Origin of the sequence: Edwardsiella sp. EA181011, from assembly GCF_000800725.1 — a bacterium.
GTDB classification, from domain to species: Bacteria; Pseudomonadota; Gammaproteobacteria; order Enterobacterales; family Enterobacteriaceae; genus Edwardsiella; species Edwardsiella anguillarum.
Genome location: NZ_CP011364.1, coordinates 2,931,039 through 2,946,135 on the forward strand (window position 1 = coordinate 2,931,039; position 15,097 = coordinate 2,946,135).

Here is a 15,097-nt window from a genome sequence, read left to right on the forward strand (position 1 = left end):
TTACAGCGATCCGTGCCTAACCCTTCGGTAACCAACTTGCCTAAGTTCCAGCCTATTCCCCCTTGCTGGTCAGGAGTTCACTATGTCTGGAGAGATCGTCATCGGCCTCGACTTCGGCAGCGACTCAGTTCGTGCGCTCGCCGTCCGCTGCCAAGATGGTGCTGAACTGGCTACACATGTAGCTTATTATCCACGTTGGCAAGCCGGACATTACTGCCTGGCGCAACATAATCAGTTCCGTCATCATCCTCGCGATTACCTAGAGTCGATGGAGCAGGCCATCGTCCAAGTCGTGAGCCAGTTAACCCCGCCTCAACGCGCGGCTATCCGCGCCATCGGTGTCGACAGTACCGGTTCAACGCCTGCCCCGATCGATGAACAAGGACAGGTACTCGCCTTACGTCCCGAGTTCGCCGATAACCCCAATGCGATGTTTATTCTGTGGAAGGATCACACCGCTATCGTCGAAGCTGAGGAGATCACCGACCTCTGCCATGGCGGTCATTTTCCCGACTACTGCCAGCATGTCGGAGGGATCTACTCCAGTGAGTGGTTCTGGGCCAAGATCTTGCACATATCACGTCAGGATGACGCCGTACGCCAAGCCGCCTGTAACTGGGTCGAACTCTGTGACTGGATTCCGGCGATACTCAGTGGTAACACCGCCCCTGCCCTCCTGACTCGTAGCCGCTGCGCCGCGGGACATAAATCATTATGGCATCCCGAATGGGGTGGCCTGCCTGGTAGCGACTTTCTCCACGCACTTGATCCCTTGCTGGTTGAAAAACTCGACCAACCACTGTTTCGCCACAGCCAACTCGCCGATCACCCCGTTGGCACCCTGACTCCCGAGTGGGCGGAACGACTGCATCTTCATGCTGGCATTGTCATCGCTGGCGGTGCCTTCGATTGCCATATGGGCGCCGTGGGAGCTGGCGCATGCGCTAACGTTTTGGTAAAAGTCATCGGTACATCCACCTGCGACATTTTGATCGCCGATCCAACCACCGTCGCAGGGCGCACGCTTAACGGGATCTGTGGGCAGGTTGAGGGAAGCGTATTACCGGGGCAAATCGGGCTAGAAGCGGGTCAATCAGCCTTCGGTGACATCTACGCTTGGTATCAACGCTTACTGAGCTGGCCACTGGAGCGGCTAGCGGTGCAATACCCAGAGCTGAGTAGTGCCGTCCAACAACAGCAACACACCCTCTTGCCGACGCTAGCCGCGACCTGGGATGCTGACCCAAATTTACGCCACTTACCCTTAGTGCTCGACTGGTTCAATGGCCGGCGAACCCCCTATGCCGATCAACGCTTACAAGGCACCATCGGTAATCTCACCTTAGCCAGTGACGCCGTCGACCTGTTCGGCGCATTGATCGTTGCTACCGCTTGTGGCGCCCGCAGCATCATGGAGTGTTTCACCCAACAGCAGATCGCCGTCGAGCAGGTCATCGCGCTAGGCGGTATTGCCCGCAAGTCTCCCACCATCATGCAGGTATGTGCTGATGTAATGAACCGTCCCATTGGCGTCGTGGGCTCCGACCAATGTTGTGCCCTCGGCGCCGCTATCTTTGCGGCTGTCGCCGCCGGTTGCTACCCGACGGTCGCAGCGGCTCAAGGGCAGATGGCCAGCCGTATCGAACGACTACACCAGCCACGTCCCGAACGTGTCGCCGAGTATCAGCATCTCTATCAACGCTATCGCCTTTGGGGGCAGAAGACCGCCCCGCTCTACCACGATGAGGAGACCTTAGCATGAGCCTACGCGCGCTACGTGAGGCGGTACTAGAGGCTAATCTGGCCCTTCCCCGCCACCATTTGGTGACATTCACCTGGGGCAACGTCAGTGGCATTGACCGTCAACGCGAATGGATGGTGATCAAGCCCAGCGGCATCAGCTACACGCAACTCCGTGCGGAGGATCTGGTCGTTCTTGATCTAGACGGCCAGCTGATTGAGGGCAAGTTACGCCCCTCCTCCGACAGCGCGACACACCTGGCGCTGTATCGCCACTATCCCGAATTGGGTGGCATCGTCCACACCCACTCGACACACGCCACAGCCTGGGCGCAGGCACGGCGTGCCATTCCACTGCTCGGTACCACCCAAGCCGACTACTTTAACGGCGCGGTTCCCTGCTCACGCCTACTTACAGAGCAAGAGGTCACCACCGACTACGAGGCTCAAACTGGCCAGGTGATCATCGAAACCCTGGATAAGGCACCTATTCTAACCCTCCCCGGCATTCTGGTTGCCCAACACGGTCCATTTAGCTGGGGCCGGGATACCCGCGAGGCCATACACAACGCCGTGGTGTTAGAGGAGGTGGCTCGCATGGCCTGGATGACGCTACAACTGGCCCCAGGCGTTACCGAGCTACCGGCATACATCCGTCGTAAACATTACCAACGTAAACATGGCAAACATGCCTATTACGGTCAGGCTCACGCCTAATGGCGACGCGGTCACTAATGAGGATCACAAGATGGAATCAATGAAACAGAATGAGGTGTGGTTTATCGTCGGAAGTCAGCATCTTTACGGCCCTGAAGCCCTAAAACAGGTGGCCGATCACGCCCATACGTTAGTCAGCCAGTTAAACACCTTAGCCAGTCTACCATTGAAGATCGTATTACAACCCTGCGCGACCACCCTCGACGAGATCAGCCGCCGAATCTTAGACGCCAATCATGATGCCCGCTGTGTCGGCGTAATGGTTTGGATGCACACCTTCTCACCCGCCAAAATGTGGATCCCGGCGCTATGCCAACTGCAAAAACCACTGTTGCAGTTCCATACCCAATTCAACCGCGATCTGCCTTGGCAAGAGATCGATATGGACTTTATGAATCTCAACCAGACGGCTCACGGTGGGCGCGAGTTCGGCTTTATGGCCGCTCGCTTACGCCTAGCGCGCAGCGTCGTGGTTGGACACTGGCAAGAGCCGGATGTCTGGCGGCGACTCAGCGATTGGATGCGCTTAGCGGCAGCCATCCACGACAGTCGCCAGATGAAGATCGCACGTTTCGGCGACAACATGCGCGACGTAGCGGTGACCGAAGGCGATAAAGTCGAGGCCCAGATCCGCTTCGGTTATCAGGTTAATTACTACCCGCTGGGTGATCTGGTACAGACTATCAACGAAATCGCCAACGGAGACGTTACGGCGCTCATCGATGAGTATGAGCACAGCTATACCCTGACGGATGCGGTCAAGCGTGGAGGAGCATTGCGCGACTCTTTAGTACAGGCCGCCCGCCAGGAGATTGGAATCAAGCGCTTTCTCCAGCAGGGCGGTTTCTCGGCCTTTACCACGACCTTTGAGGATCTGCATGGCCTACATCAACTACCGGGACTCGCCTGCCAACGTTTAATGCAACAAGGCTATGGTTTCGGCGCAGAGGGCGATTGGAAAACAGCGGCCTTACTACGTACCATCAAGGTCATGGGGGAGGGATTACCTGGCGGAACCTCCTTCATGGAGGATTACACCTATCATCTCCAACCGGGACAACAATGGGTTCTCGGTGCTCACATGCTGGAGGTCTGCCCCTCCATCGCCGCTGAGCGCCCCTTACTGGATGCTCAGCCACTAGGTATCGGTGGCAAAGCCGCTCCGGCACGACTCCGTTTCCATGCGCCCGCAGGAGCAGCCTGTAATGCAAGCCTGATCGACATGGGTAACCGCTTCCGCCTGATCGTCAATCGCGTGTCGGTGGTCGATCTACCGCAGGCCATGCCCCGCCTCCCCGTAGCCTGTGCCCTATGGCAACCCTTACCCGACCTGCAAACCAGCACCGAGGCGTGGATACTCGCCGGAGCCGCCCACCATTCAGTGTTTACTCAAGCGGTCGATGCGTCGCAGTTACAGCGTTTCGCCGAGTTGATGGGCATCGAGTTTGTGTTGATCGATCAAGAAACCCAATTGGAGCAGCTAAAACAGCAGTTACGCTGGAACGCGGTGTACTACCACCTCGGCATCTAACGGTAGAGTATGCCGATAAACGCCCCAGATTGGCTACGCATTCGTCAGATGGACAGGGTGTGAAAAAATCTGCTTGACCCTGCGGGGCTCTATCCCTATAGTAGCGCCCCGTTGCAGCGCACAACGCCGCAGCGGAAAATTTGGTGAGGTGTCCGAGTGGTTGAAGGAGCACGCCTGGAAAGTGTGTATACGTGAAAACGTATCAAGGGTTCGAATCCCTTCCTCACCGCCAGATTCTAGAAAGCCCGACCTATGGCCGGGCTTTTTGCATTTCTGTCCCCGGATTTATCACAAAATCCGATCCCCGTCGCGCCCCCTTCCCGATCGATTGCCGATAGTTATGTCATGACACCGCAAGAGAAGGAACGCCTATGAGCAGTGAAGAAGCGCTGGCGCGACTGGCCGCCGAGGAGCAGCAGCTCCAGTTTCCCCTATTCAATCCCGATACCGCCTGGCAGTTAGGCTGCGCACTGCGCCAGGAGGCCGAGCAACGCGGCCTGCACGTCACCATCGATATCCAGTTTGCCGGACAGACCCTCTTTCACTGTGCCATGCCCGGCACCTCGCCGGACAACGCCGAATGGATCCGCCGTAAGCGCAACGTTGTACTGCGCTTCCAGCGCAGCTCCTATGCGATGGGAATGCGCCTGACCCTGCGGAATACCACGCTGGAGGCCTTTTACGGCCTGGATCCGGCAGACTATGCCTCCCAGGGCGGCAGCTTCCCCCTACGTATCGTCAACTGCGGCTGCGTCGGCGCCATCAGCGTGTCCGGCGCGCCCCAGCTGGACGACCATCTGTTGGTCAGTGAGGTTATTGCCCGCTTTCTTGGCATTAGCCAACAAAAATCTGCCTAATGGGTAAAAGTCTTTTACTTCTCCAACGGCGGGGGATCGAGCAACCCAGCTCCCGCCTGCTCTGCGCCGTAAGACGTCAGAATAAAAAACTATTTTTTTAGCACCTACCTAGTTTGCTCATCTGATTTGATATATATCTATATTTCCGCTTAGCTAAAGGCGTATCGTATTGTTCCTCTTCGCGACGGACCGCCTATGGCCCGCCTTTCTTTGATTTTTCTATAGTTGGTTTAATCGCATAATGAAAACCCATAAAATTGGCGGCGTTATGCCGTTCAGCGCGCTGATTGAATCCTGCTGGCGCGATCCTTACTCGCTCCAGCGTTTCACCAAGGATCTCATCGCCGGCATCACCGTTGGCATCATCGCCATTCCGCTGGCCATGGCGCTGGCCATCGGCAGCGGCGTACCGCCGCAGTATGGCCTGTATACCTCGGCCGTGGCCGGTATCGTGATCGCGCTGACCGGGGGATCGCGCTATAGCGTCTCCGGCCCCACCGCCGCCTTTGTCGTCATCCTATATCCTGTCTCGCAGCAGTTCGGCCTCTCCGGACTGCTGGTGGCCACGCTGATGTCGGGGATCTTCCTGCTGCTGATGGGGATGGCGCGCTTTGGCCGCCTGATTGAATACATTCCGCTCTCCGTTACCCTTGGCTTCACCTCCGGGATCGCGATCACCATCGGCACCATGCAAATCAAGGATTTCTTCGGCCTGCATCTGGAGCACGTGCCGGAAAGCTACCTGCTTAAGGAGGCAGCGCTGGCGCAGGCCATGCCGACCATCAACTGGGCAGACACCCTGATCGGTGCCACCACGTTGGCGATATTGATCTTCTGGCCCAAGCTGGGGCTACGCCTGCCCGGGCATCTGCCGGCGCTGCTAGCCGGCAGCGCGGTGATGGGGATCTGTTCACTGTTCGGCCATGACGTGGCCACCATCGGCTCCCGCTTTAGCTATGTGCTGGCCGACGGCAGCCACGGTCAGGGCATCCCGCCGATCCTGCCGCAGTTTGTCCTGCCGTGGAACATCCCCTCCCCGGGGGGAGAGGAGATCCGCCTGAGCTGGCACAGCCTGTCGGCCCTAATGCCCGCGGCGTTCTCCATGGCGATGCTGGGCGCGATCGAGTCTCTGCTGTGCGCCGTCGTGCTGGATGGCATGACCGGTAAAAAGCACCACTCCAACGGCGAGCTGATAGGCCAGGGCCTGGGTAACATTGCCGCCCCCTTCTTCGGCGGTATTACCGCAACCGCAGCGATTGCACGCTCGGCGGCCAACGTCCGCGCCGGCGCTACCTCGCCCGTCTCCGCGGTGATCCACTCCCTGCTGGTGATTCTGGCGCTGCTGGTCCTTGCCCCCTGGCTCTCCTATCTGCCACTGGCGGCCATGGCCTCCCTGCTGCTGATAGTGGCCTGGAACATGAGCGAGGCCCACAAAGTCGTCTACCTGCTGCGCCGGGCTCCCAAGGATGACATCATAGTCATGCTGCTGTGCATGTCGCTGACGGTGCTGTTTGATATGGTGATCGCCATCACCGTTGGTATCGTGCTGGCCTCACTGCTGTTTATGCGCCGCATTGCGCGGATGACCCGCATCAGCGAGGTGAGCCATGACGATACGCGCGGGGTGCTGGTGCTGCGCGTCAGCGGTCCGCTGTTCTTCGCCGCCGCCGAGCGTATCTTTAACGAGATCCTGGCGATGGGGGATAAATACCAGACCGTCGTCATGCAGTGGGACGCCGTACCGGTGCTGGACGCCGGCGGCCTGAACGCGTTCCTGCGCTTCGTCGATTCGCTGCCGCAGGGCAAGCGCCTGATAGTCACGGATATGCCGTTCCAGCCGCTGAAGACCCTGGCGCGCGCGCGCGTGGTGCCGATCGAAGGGCGTATGGCGTTCTTTGCCACCCTGCCGGATGCCCTGCGCACGCTAGAGGAGAAGCGCTAACGCCGTCCGCTCCTGCAATGGCGCCCAAACGGGCGCCATTTTTCCCTGTCTCCCCGCCCCGCGCCCCGCTATGATCGCGCTCCCACACGGAGAGAGAACGCCATGAAAAGAGCCCTAATAGCCCTTGTTGCCCTGTGCGCCGCCTTCTATGCCGGTATCAGAGCCGACCGTTTCCTGATGCAGGATGCCTGCCTGGACGCCGGCGGACGCGTACAGGGGATATTCTGCGAACGCGGATAAAAAACGGGGGAGCCTAGGCTCCCCCGCTGCGTATGCAGAGCGTACGGCCCGCGCCTTAGTTGGCGGTATCCAGCGGCGGGAAGTTCTTCACCAGATCGTCGATGGCCTTCATCTGGGCCAGGAACGGTTCCAGCTTCTCCAGCGGCAGCGCGGAAGGGCCGTCACACATGGCGTGCGCCGGATCCGGATGCGCCTCGATAAACAGCCCGGCCAGGCCGATGGCCATCCCGGAGCGCGCCAGCTCCGTCACCTGGGCTCGACGGCCACCGGAGGCGGCGCCAAACGGATCGCGGCACTGCAGGGAGTGGGTCACGTCAAAAATCACCGGCGCCCCGTGGCTGACGTTCTTCATCACCCCAAAGCCCAGCATGTCGACCACCAGATTATCGTAACCGAAGTTGCTGCCGCGATCGCACAGGATCACCTGTTCGTTGCCGCCCTCCTGGAACTTATCCACGATGTTGCCCATCTGGCCCGGGCTTAAGAACTGCGGCTTCTTCACGTTGATCACCGCACCGGTTTTGGCCATCGCCTCAACCAGGTCGGTCTGGCGCGCCAGGAAGGCAGGCAGCTGAATGACATCCACCACGTCAGCCACCGGCTGCGCCTGCTCCGGCGTATGGACGTCGGTAATGATCTTCACCCCGAAGGTCTGCTTGAGCTCCTGGAAAATCTTCATCCCCTCTTCCAGGCCCGGGCCGCGGTAAGAGTGGATAGAGGAGCGGTTGGCCTTGTCGAAGGAGGCCTTAAAGACATAGGGAATGCCCAGCTTTTGGGTCACGGTGACGTAGTGCTCACAGATGCGCATCGCCAGATCGCGCGACTCCAGCACGTTCATCCCGCCAAACAGAACAAACGGCAGATCGTTTGCGACCTGAATATCACCAATGCTGACAACTTTCTGTTTCATGCTTGCGCCTTAAATTTTGAGAAAAACCCTGCTGACCGAACAGCGAACGCGCAGAGTATGCCATACTCCGCCGCCTGTCGCCGCTCCTGCGCAGGCAAAAGAAAACCCGGGTCACGGCGCCACGCGGCGCCGATGCCCCACAGGGGGGCCCATGGCTAGTGCAGCACCACCTCAAACTGTTCGATGGCATGGATCTGGAGCTTAATCACCTCGGCCACCGGATCCTCCGGGCACTGCTCGATGAAGTAGTTCAGATCGGATAGCGCGATGTGCGGGCACTCCAGGCGGGCGTAGAGCAGCCCGCGATCGCGGATTTCATAGGGGTCCTCCGGCTCAAAGCACAGCAGCGCCTCGCAGGCGTTGAGCGCCAGCTCAACCTGCTGCTCCTCCATCAGCGCCGCCTTCAGCGTCGTCAGCAGACGACGCACCACCTGGCTGTTGTCCGCCGCCTCAATGTCTCCACTGCTCATGCGGGCCTGCATGCCCTGGTGTCCCTTAAGCCATACCGCCAGCAGGGCGTTCTCCAGCGTCTCCCCGTTCAGGGGATTGATCAGCCGGTAGCCACCCTGCGGCCAGTCGGCGCGCAGCAGCAGCTGCGTCGGGAACACCACCGCCTGCAGCGGCAGCGCGAGCGCCTGGGCAATATGCTGCAGGATGATCCCCTGCGAGGCCGGCGTTCCCTGGCGGCGCGCCAGCACGGTGTCCAACCACAGCGCATCGGAGAGCCGGTAGACGCCGCTGACTCCGCCGAATCCCCACTCGCCGAAAAACAGCGTAAGCAGACGCTGCAGACGCGCCTGCTCGTCGCCTATCCCCTGCAGCGCCGCTTGCGCCTGCGTGGCCAGGCCATCCAGCTCGGCGCGCAGACGCACCGGATCCAGTTCGGAGCGGACGGCATGCTGCATCTGCAGCACGCCGTCGCTCAGCAACGCCTCATCAAAGGCAAAATCGGCTATTACACTCATACCCATTCCATCATCAGCGGCAGCCCGTTGATCGTCTGTTTCATCATCACACTCGGCATCTCCCGCCGCCTCAGCGCGGCGGGCGGTACTGTCCTAAGGTCACCCGCTCGTTATCGCCGTAGTCCCGCACGCTCTCCACACCGCAGAAGCCATACTCCGTCAGCAGGGCGCGCACGGCGGCCCCCTGCTGCCAGCCGTGCTCCAGCAGCAGCCATCCCCCCGGCTCCAGATGAGCCGGCGCCTGACGGGCGATCGCCTGCAGATCGGCCAGTCCCTGTTCGGCGGCCACCAGCGCACTGGCCGGCTCAAAACGCACGTCGCCCTGGCTCAGATGGCCATCGGCGGCGTCGATATAGGGCGGGTTAGAGACGATCAGGGTAAAACGCCGTCCGGCCAGCGGCGTAAACCAGCTGCCCTGCAGGATCTCGACCCGCGACAGCCCCAGACGGGCGGCGTTATGCTGCGCCAGCGCCACGGCGTCGGGGTTGAACTCCACCGCGCTTACCCGGCAGTCGGGGCGCTCGCTGGCCAGCGCCAGAGCGATGGCGCCGGTGCCGGTGCCCAGATCGACAATCTGCGCCGGCGTCGCCGGCAGACGCATCAACGCCTGCTCGACCAGGCATTCGGTATCCGGACGCGGGATCAGCGTCGCCGGGGACACCGTCAGCGGCAGCGACCAAAACTCACGCTCGCCGATCAGGTAAGCCACCGGCTCTCCCTGCGCGCGCCGCGCCAGCAGAGACGTCAGCTGCGCCAGCTGCGCCGCCGTCAGCAGCGTCTCGCCAAAGGCCAGCAGAAAGCTGCGCCCCTTGCCGGTCACGTGCTCCAGCAGGATCTCCGCGTCGCGCCGTGGGCTGTCGCCCGGCGTCAGGCGCGCGCAGGCCTGACGCAGCCATTGATCGTAGCGCATCACTCCTGCTCGGCGAGCGCGCTGAGCTGATCGGCCTGGTGCTCCTGCACGATGGGCTCGATCAGGGTGTCCAGCTTACCCTCCATCACCTCATCCAGGCGATACAGGGTCAGGTTAATACGGTGGTCGGTCACCCGCCCCTGCGGGAAGTTATAGGTGCGGACGCGATCGGAGCGATCGCCGCTGCCCAGCAGATTGCGGCGGGTCGATGCCTCCTCCTGCTGGCGCTTGGCGATTTCGGCGGCGCGGATACGCGCGCCCAGCACCGACATGGCCTTGGCCTTGTTCTTATGCTGTGAACGCTCATCCTGGCACTCCACCACGATCCCGGTCGGCAGGTGGGTAATGCGGATGGCGGAGTCGGTGGTGTTAACGTGCTGCCCACCCGCACCGGAGGAGCGGTAGGTATCGATACGCAGATCCGCCGGATTGATCTGCGGCAGCTCGGCCTCCGGCACCGCCGGCATCACCGCTACGGTGCAGGCAGAGGTGTGGATACGCCCCTGAGACTCCGTCGCCGGCACGCGCTGCACGCGGTGGCCGCCGGACTCAAACTTAAGGCGTCCATAGGCGCCGTCGCCGCTCACCCTGGCGATCACCTCTTTGTAGCCGCCGTGCTCGCCCTCGCTGGCGCTCATGATCTCGATGCGCCAGCGGCGCGCCTCGGCGTAGCGGCTGTACATCCGGAAAAGATCGCCGGCAAACAGCGCGGCCTCATCGCCGCCGGTGCCGGCGCGCACCTCAAGGAAACAGTCGCGCTCATCGTCAGGATCTTTGGGCAGCAGCAGGATCTGCAGCTGCTGCTCCAGCTCGCTCAGGCGCCCGCGCGCCTCTTTGATCTCCTCCTGCGCCATCTCACGCATTTCCGGATCGTCCAGCATCATCTCCGCCGTGGCCAGATCGTCCTGCACCTGGCGCCAGGCCAGAAAACAGCGCGATACGTCGGTCAGCTGTGCGTACTCACGCGACAGCGCGCGAAAACGGTCCTGATCGGCAATGACTCCGGCATCACCGAGCAGTGCCTGAACTTCTTCATGGCGCTCCTGTAATGCTTCTAGTTTGGCAACGATAGAAGGCTTCATGCGTGGCTATTTACCTGTAAATATGTAAGAAAGGAGAGAACTAATTATGATCCAGCCCAAGGCTGTCGCGCAGCGTCTGCAGACGCTGGGCATCGCCGCTGCCGGCGGCCTGCTGAAGGGATTTGGTCGGCGCATGGATCAGGCGGTTGGTCAGGCGATGCGCCAGGCGGCGGATCACCGCCTCGGCCTCGACGCCCTGCGACAGCGCCGCCAGCGCTTCGGCTTCGGCTTCGGCCCGCAGCTGCTCCGCCTGGGCCCGGTATTCACGGATGGTGTCGACGGCCCCCTGCGCGCGCAGCCAGGCCATAAAGTTGGCGCACTCCTGCTGCACGATATGCTCGGCCTGCACCGCCGCCGCCTGCCGCTGAGCCATATTACCCTGAATAATGGCGTGCAGATCATCCACGCTGTACAGATAGGCGTTGGCCAGATCCCCGGCCTCCGGCTCAATGTCGCGTGGAACGGCGATATCCACCAGCAGCATCGGCCTGTTGCGCCGCGCCTTCAGCGCGCGCTCAACCATCCCTTTACCGATGATCGGCAGCGGGCTGGCCGTCGAGCTGATAACGATATCGGCATCCGCCAGGCGGGCGTCGATATCCGCCAGCGAAATCACCTCGGCCCCGACCTCATCGGCCAGCGCCTGAGCACGTTCGCGGGTGCGGTTGGCGATCATCATATGCTGCACCTGGTGCTGATGCAAATGACGAGCCACCAGCTCAATGGTCTCGCCCGCCCCGACCAGCAGCACGTTAAGCCGGGTCAGGGACTCAAAGATCTGGCGCGCCAGCGTACAGGCGGCAAACGCCACCGATACCGCGCTGGAACCGATTTCGGTCTCCGTGCGTACCCGCTTGGCTACCGAGAAAGTCTTTTGAAACAGACGCTCCAAGTCAGCAGACAGCGCCTGCTCACGTTGAGATTCCGAAAAGGCTTTCTTCACCTGACCCAAGATCTGCGGCTCGCCCAGCACCAGCGAGTCCAAACCGCTGGCCACCCGCATCAGATGGCTGACCGCCTCGTTATCCTGATGCCAATAGAGACTGTCGCTCACCTCCTCCGGCGTCAGCTGATGGTAGCTGCACAGCCAGTCAACGATCTGCTGACGCAGATCGGCCCGCTGCTCCACGCTCAGATACAGCTCGGTGCGGTTACAGGTCGACAGCACTACCCCGGCCTGCACCGACGGCTGTCGCAGCAGGCTTTCAATAGCCCGATCCAGCGTATCGGGCGAAAACGTTACCCGTTCCCGCAGGGAGACCGGCGCCGTTTTATGATTGATTCCAAGTGCAAGAAGACTCATGAAAAACTGTCAAGTAGTCGCGACTTCATTAGGGTTATCGGTTATCGCTGCATTCTACTTGATGCACCGAAGCAATAAAAGCCACCGCGCCGCCGGAGCGCGTGCGCCAACAGACATTTTTTACCCTTTTCCCCCGGATTAGGCCGCCGCGCCCATTGACGCTCCCCGACAAGCAGGCTAGCGTTAGCCCCAGAGTATACTCACCATGGATTATGAGAATGAAAAAGGTAAATCTCCTGCGTTTACTGCCAGTTAGCTGTCTGTTGCTCGCTGCCTGCGGCACGCTGCCCGATAAAAATAGCGGCGGCAGCGTCAGTTCGCCGCAGTGGCAGGCCCACCAGCAGCAGGTAGAAAATATCACGGTTTATCAGACTCGTGGGGCATTTGCCTATCTTTCCGATAAGCAAAAGGTATATGCGCGTTTCTTCTGGCAACAGACGGCCGCCGGGCACTATCGCCTGCTGCTGACCAATCCCCTCGGCAGCACCGAGCTGGAGCTAAACGTTCAGCCGGGCGTAGCACAGATCACCGACAGCCAGGGGCGCCGCTACGTGAGCGACAACGCCGCCGTCATGCTCGAAAAGCTCACCGGGATGCAGATCCCGCTGGATAACCTGCGTCAGTGGATGCTGGGGCTGCCCGGCCAGGCACAGCAGGTTCGCCTGGATAGCACACAACACCTCAGCCAGTTAACTTACCGCCATGCTGGCCAGAACTGGCAGGTCGATTACCTGCGTTATGACACCCGCGTCACCCCACCCTTACCGGCACAGCTGGAGCTGAGCCAGGGCGACCAGCGGATCAAGCTGAAGATGGACAGCTGGACGCTACGGCCATGATCGACGCGCTGACCCACTGGCCGGCGCCGGCCAAGCTGAATCTGTTTCTTTACATCACCGGGCGGCGGGCCGACGGCTACCATCTGCTGCAGACCCTGTTCCAGTTTGTGGACTACGGCGACACGCTCACAATTCAGGCACGTAGCGATGGCCGGCTGCGTCTGCTGACGCCGGTAGCGGGGGTCGCGGATGAGGATAACCTGATCCTCCGCGCGGCGCGGGCGCTGCGTGCCGCGCTGCCACCCGACTTTGCCGGATGCGGGGCCGACATTGCGCTGCAAAAGATTCTGCCCATGGGGGGCGGTCTCGGCGGTGGCTCGTCGGATGCGGCCACCACCCTGGTCGCCCTGAACACCCTGTGGCAGGCTGGGTTAAGCGACGCGCGTCTGGCTGAGATTGGATTGAGCCTGGGCGCAGATGTACCGGTTTTTGTTAATGGCGTTGCCGCCTTTGCGCAGGGTGTTGGCGAATTGTTACAGCCCGCACATCCTGAAGAAAAATGGTACTTTGTTGCACATCCTGGCGTCAGCATTTCCACGCCGGCGATCTTCGCCGATCCTGCGCTGAAAAGAGACTCTCCGGTAAGAACTTTGGCTGAACTGTTGGCAACAACGTACAGTAATGATTGCGAGCCAATAGCAAGAAAACGTTTTCGTGAGGTTGAACAGGCGCTTTCGTGGCTGCTAGAATACGCGCCGTCGCGTCTGACAGGGACTGGCGCTTGCGTGTTTGCGGAATTCGACACCGAGCAGGCGGCCCGTCAGGTGCTCAGCATTGCCCCCGAGTGGATGCAGGGATTCGTGGCGCGTGGCGTCAATACGTCGCCGTTGCACCGTGTCCGCTCCGAGCTGCTGGCCTCTATGCACGTAACTGGTTAACGTTTAAAGCATTATGCAGTGTTTGACAATCGCTTTACGTGCTGCGCGGCCATTTGTTCGCCGAACGAATGCAGAGTCTGCCGTGACTCAAACAATACCCGTAGGGTAATGCGGCGCGTCAGCCCACTCCTAGTTAGCGCGCCGTACTATCAACTTCTCTGGACGCAAGCCTGAGGTTCTTCTCGTGCCTGATATGAAGCTTTTTGCTGGTAACGCTACCCCGGAACTAGCACAACGTATTGCCAACCGTTTGTACACCAGCCTCGGCGACGCCGCTGTAGGCCGTTTTAGTGACGGCGAAGTGAGCGTGCAAATCAACGAAAATGTACGCGGTGGTGATATTTTCATCATCCAGTCCACCTGTGCCCCGACCAACGATAACCTGATGGAGCTGGTTGTCATGGTTGACGCACTGCGCCGCGCCTCCGCCGGCCGCATCACGGCGGTAATCCCCTACTTCGGCTATGCACGCCAGGATCGCCGCGTGCGCTCCGCCCGTGTGCCGATCACGGCAAAAGTCGTCGCTGACTTCCTGTCCAGCGTAGGGGTTGACCGCGTACTGACCGTGGACCTGCATGCAGAACAGATCCAGGGCTTCTTCGACGTACCGGTAGATAACGTATTCGGCAGCCCGATCCTGCTGGAAGACATGCTGCAGCAGAAGCTGGAAAACCCGATCGTGGTTTCTCCGGACATCGGCGGCGTCGTACGAGCCCGCGCCATCGCCAAACTGCTCAACGATACCGACATGGCCATCATCGATAAGCGTCGTCCGCGCGCCAACGTCTCCCAGGTGATGCACATCATCGGTGACGTCGCCGATCGCGACTGCGTCCTGGTCGACGACATGATCGATACCGGCGGCACCCTGTGCAAAGCGGCCGAAGCGCTGAAAGAGCGCGGCGCCAAGCGCGTATTCGCCTATGCGACCCACCCGATCTTCTCCGGCAACGCCATCGACAACATCAAGAATTCCGTCATCGATGAGTTTGTGGTGTGCGACACCATTCCGCTGGCGCCGGAGATCAAGGCGCTGGACAAGGTGCGCAGCCTGACGCTGTCCGGCATGTTGGCCGAGGCCATCCGCCGCATCAGCAACGAAGAGTCCATCTCTGCGATGTTTGAACACTGATAGCTTGCGCCAGATAACAACGGCGGATTTATCCGCCGTTTTTCGTTTCTG

Annotated in this window: 14 protein-coding genes and 1 tRNA gene; 10 read left to right on the forward strand and 5 right to left on the reverse strand. The window is 60.6% G+C overall.

The window, feature by feature from the left end; all coding sequences use genetic code 11:
- Positions 1-82 precede the first annotated feature (82 nt).
- The 7 genes from QY76_RS12870 to QY76_RS19080 all read left to right on the forward strand — a co-directional run bounded on the left by QY76_RS12870 (position 83) and on the right by QY76_RS19080 (position 7,027).
- A complete protein-coding gene (locus QY76_RS12870; protein WP_045426912.1) occupies positions 83-1,762 on the forward strand; it encodes a ribulokinase in 1,680 nt (559 codons plus the stop codon).
- Positions 1,759-2,457 (forward strand): L-ribulose-5-phosphate 4-epimerase, encoded by a 699-nt coding sequence (locus tag QY76_RS12875; RefSeq protein WP_034165955.1) that lies wholly within the window; start codon positions 1,759-1,761, stop codon positions 2,455-2,457. Before QY76_RS12870 ends, QY76_RS12875 begins: the two co-directional genes overlap by 4 nt.
- A gap of 31 nt (positions 2,458-2,488) precedes the next feature.
- Complete coding sequence (araA, locus tag QY76_RS12880; RefSeq protein ID WP_045426909.1) at positions 2,489-3,988, forward strand: L-arabinose isomerase; 1,500 nt, start codon at positions 2,489-2,491, stop codon at positions 3,986-3,988.
- Positions 3,989-4,130: 142 nt separating this feature from the next.
- Positions 4,131-4,220, forward strand: a tRNA-Ser gene (locus QY76_RS12885).
- A gap of 139 nt (positions 4,221-4,359) precedes the next feature.
- Positions 4,360-4,845: a heme-degrading domain-containing protein gene (locus QY76_RS12890; protein ID WP_034165799.1), complete on the forward strand. Its 486-nt coding sequence runs from the start codon at positions 4,360-4,362 to the stop codon at positions 4,843-4,845.
- Positions 4,846-5,086: 241 nt separating this feature from the next.
- Positions 5,087-6,787: a C4-dicarboxylic acid transporter DauA gene (gene dauA, locus QY76_RS12895; protein ID WP_045426902.1), complete on the forward strand. Its 1,701-nt coding sequence runs from the start codon at positions 5,087-5,089 to the stop codon at positions 6,785-6,787.
- A 102-nt stretch (positions 6,788-6,889) separates the two neighbouring features.
- The gene (locus QY76_RS19080) at positions 6,890-7,027 is read left to right on the forward strand and encodes a hypothetical protein (RefSeq protein ID WP_005284782.1); all 138 of its coding nucleotides are present in this window, start codon (positions 6,890-6,892) and stop codon (positions 7,025-7,027) included.
- 55 nt (positions 7,028-7,082) lie between these two features.
- On the opposite strand, the gene kdsA is transcribed toward QY76_RS19080, so the two are convergent.
- From kdsA to hemA, 5 genes are all read right to left on the reverse strand, one after another.
- Positions 7,083-7,937, reverse strand: a complete 855-nt coding sequence (kdsA, locus tag QY76_RS12900; protein ID WP_034165797.1) for a 3-deoxy-8-phosphooctulonate synthase — start codon at positions 7,935-7,937, stop codon at positions 7,083-7,085.
- A gap of 155 nt (positions 7,938-8,092) precedes the next feature.
- Positions 8,093-8,902 carry a tetratricopeptide repeat protein gene (locus QY76_RS12905; protein WP_045426901.1) on the reverse strand — a complete coding sequence of 270 codons (810 nt, stop codon included), beginning with the start codon at positions 8,900-8,902 and terminating at the stop codon, positions 8,093-8,095.
- 70 nt (positions 8,903-8,972) lie between these two features.
- The gene (prmC, locus tag QY76_RS12910; RefSeq protein ID WP_045426898.1) at positions 8,973-9,812 is read right to left on the reverse strand and encodes a peptide chain release factor N(5)-glutamine methyltransferase; all 840 of its coding nucleotides are present in this window, start codon (positions 9,810-9,812) and stop codon (positions 8,973-8,975) included.
- Positions 9,812-10,894, reverse strand: a complete 1,083-nt coding sequence (gene prfA / locus QY76_RS12915; protein WP_034165794.1) for a peptide chain release factor 1 — start codon at positions 10,892-10,894, stop codon at positions 9,812-9,814. The genes prmC and prfA overlap by 1 nt, the downstream gene beginning before the upstream one ends.
- Positions 10,895-10,934: 40 nt before the next feature.
- Complete coding sequence (gene hemA / locus QY76_RS12920) at positions 10,935-12,197, reverse strand: glutamyl-tRNA reductase (protein WP_045426895.1); 1,263 nt, start codon at positions 12,195-12,197, stop codon at positions 10,935-10,937.
- Between the two features lie 212 nt (positions 12,198-12,409).
- On the opposite strand from hemA, the gene lolB reads away from it, so the two are divergent.
- The 3 genes from lolB (at position 12,410) to prs (ending at position 15,046) form a co-directional block, all read left to right on the forward strand.
- Complete coding sequence (lolB, locus tag QY76_RS12925) at positions 12,410-13,036, forward strand: lipoprotein insertase outer membrane protein LolB (RefSeq protein WP_167549810.1); 627 nt, start codon at positions 12,410-12,412, stop codon at positions 13,034-13,036.
- On the forward strand, positions 13,033-13,914 hold the full coding sequence (gene ispE / locus QY76_RS12930; RefSeq protein ID WP_045426892.1) for a 4-(cytidine 5'-diphospho)-2-C-methyl-D-erythritol kinase: 882 nt from the start codon (positions 13,033-13,035) through the stop codon (positions 13,912-13,914). The genes lolB and ispE overlap by 4 nt, the downstream gene beginning before the upstream one ends.
- 184 nt (positions 13,915-14,098) lie before the next feature.
- Complete coding sequence (prs, locus tag QY76_RS12935) at positions 14,099-15,046, forward strand: ribose-phosphate diphosphokinase (protein ID WP_005293094.1); 948 nt, start codon at positions 14,099-14,101, stop codon at positions 15,044-15,046.
- Positions 15,047-15,097 lie beyond the last annotated feature (51 nt).

What these genes read in the sequence shown, in the direction of transcription:
- lolB (WP_167549810.1), top strand. Translation starts at nt 12,410, where the DNA reads ATGAGAATGAAAAAGGTAAATCTCCTGCGTTTACTGCCAGTTAGCTGT.
- prmC (WP_045426898.1), bottom strand. Translation starts at nt 9,812, where the DNA reads ATGCGCTACGATCAATGGCTGCGTCAGGCCTGCGCGCGCCTGACGCCG.
- kdsA (WP_034165797.1), bottom strand. Translation starts at nt 7,937, where the DNA reads ATGAAACAGAAAGTTGTCAGCATTGGTGATATTCAGGTCGCAAACGAT.
- QY76_RS12875 (WP_034165955.1), top strand. Translation starts at nt 1,759, where the DNA reads ATGAGCCTACGCGCGCTACGTGAGGCGGTACTAGAGGCTAATCTGGCC.
- araA (WP_045426909.1), top strand. Translation starts at nt 2,489, where the DNA reads ATGGAATCAATGAAACAGAATGAGGTGTGGTTTATCGTCGGAAGTCAG.
- QY76_RS12870 (WP_045426912.1), top strand. Translation starts at nt 83, where the DNA reads ATGTCTGGAGAGATCGTCATCGGCCTCGACTTCGGCAGCGACTCAGTT.
- ispE (WP_045426892.1), top strand. Translation starts at nt 13,033, where the DNA reads ATGATCGACGCGCTGACCCACTGGCCGGCGCCGGCCAAGCTGAATCTG.
- hemA (WP_045426895.1), bottom strand. Translation starts at nt 12,197, where the DNA reads ATGAGTCTTCTTGCACTTGGAATCAATCATAAAACGGCGCCGGTCTCC.
- QY76_RS12890 (WP_034165799.1), top strand. Translation starts at nt 4,360, where the DNA reads ATGAGCAGTGAAGAAGCGCTGGCGCGACTGGCCGCCGAGGAGCAGCAG.
- dauA (WP_045426902.1), top strand. Translation starts at nt 5,087, where the DNA reads ATGAAAACCCATAAAATTGGCGGCGTTATGCCGTTCAGCGCGCTGATT.
- prfA (WP_034165794.1), bottom strand. Translation starts at nt 10,894, where the DNA reads ATGAAGCCTTCTATCGTTGCCAAACTAGAAGCATTACAGGAGCGCCAT.
- QY76_RS19080 (WP_005284782.1), top strand. Translation starts at nt 6,890, where the DNA reads ATGAAAAGAGCCCTAATAGCCCTTGTTGCCCTGTGCGCCGCCTTCTAT.
- QY76_RS12905 (WP_045426901.1), bottom strand. Translation starts at nt 8,902, where the DNA reads ATGAGTGTAATAGCCGATTTTGCCTTTGATGAGGCGTTGCTGAGCGAC.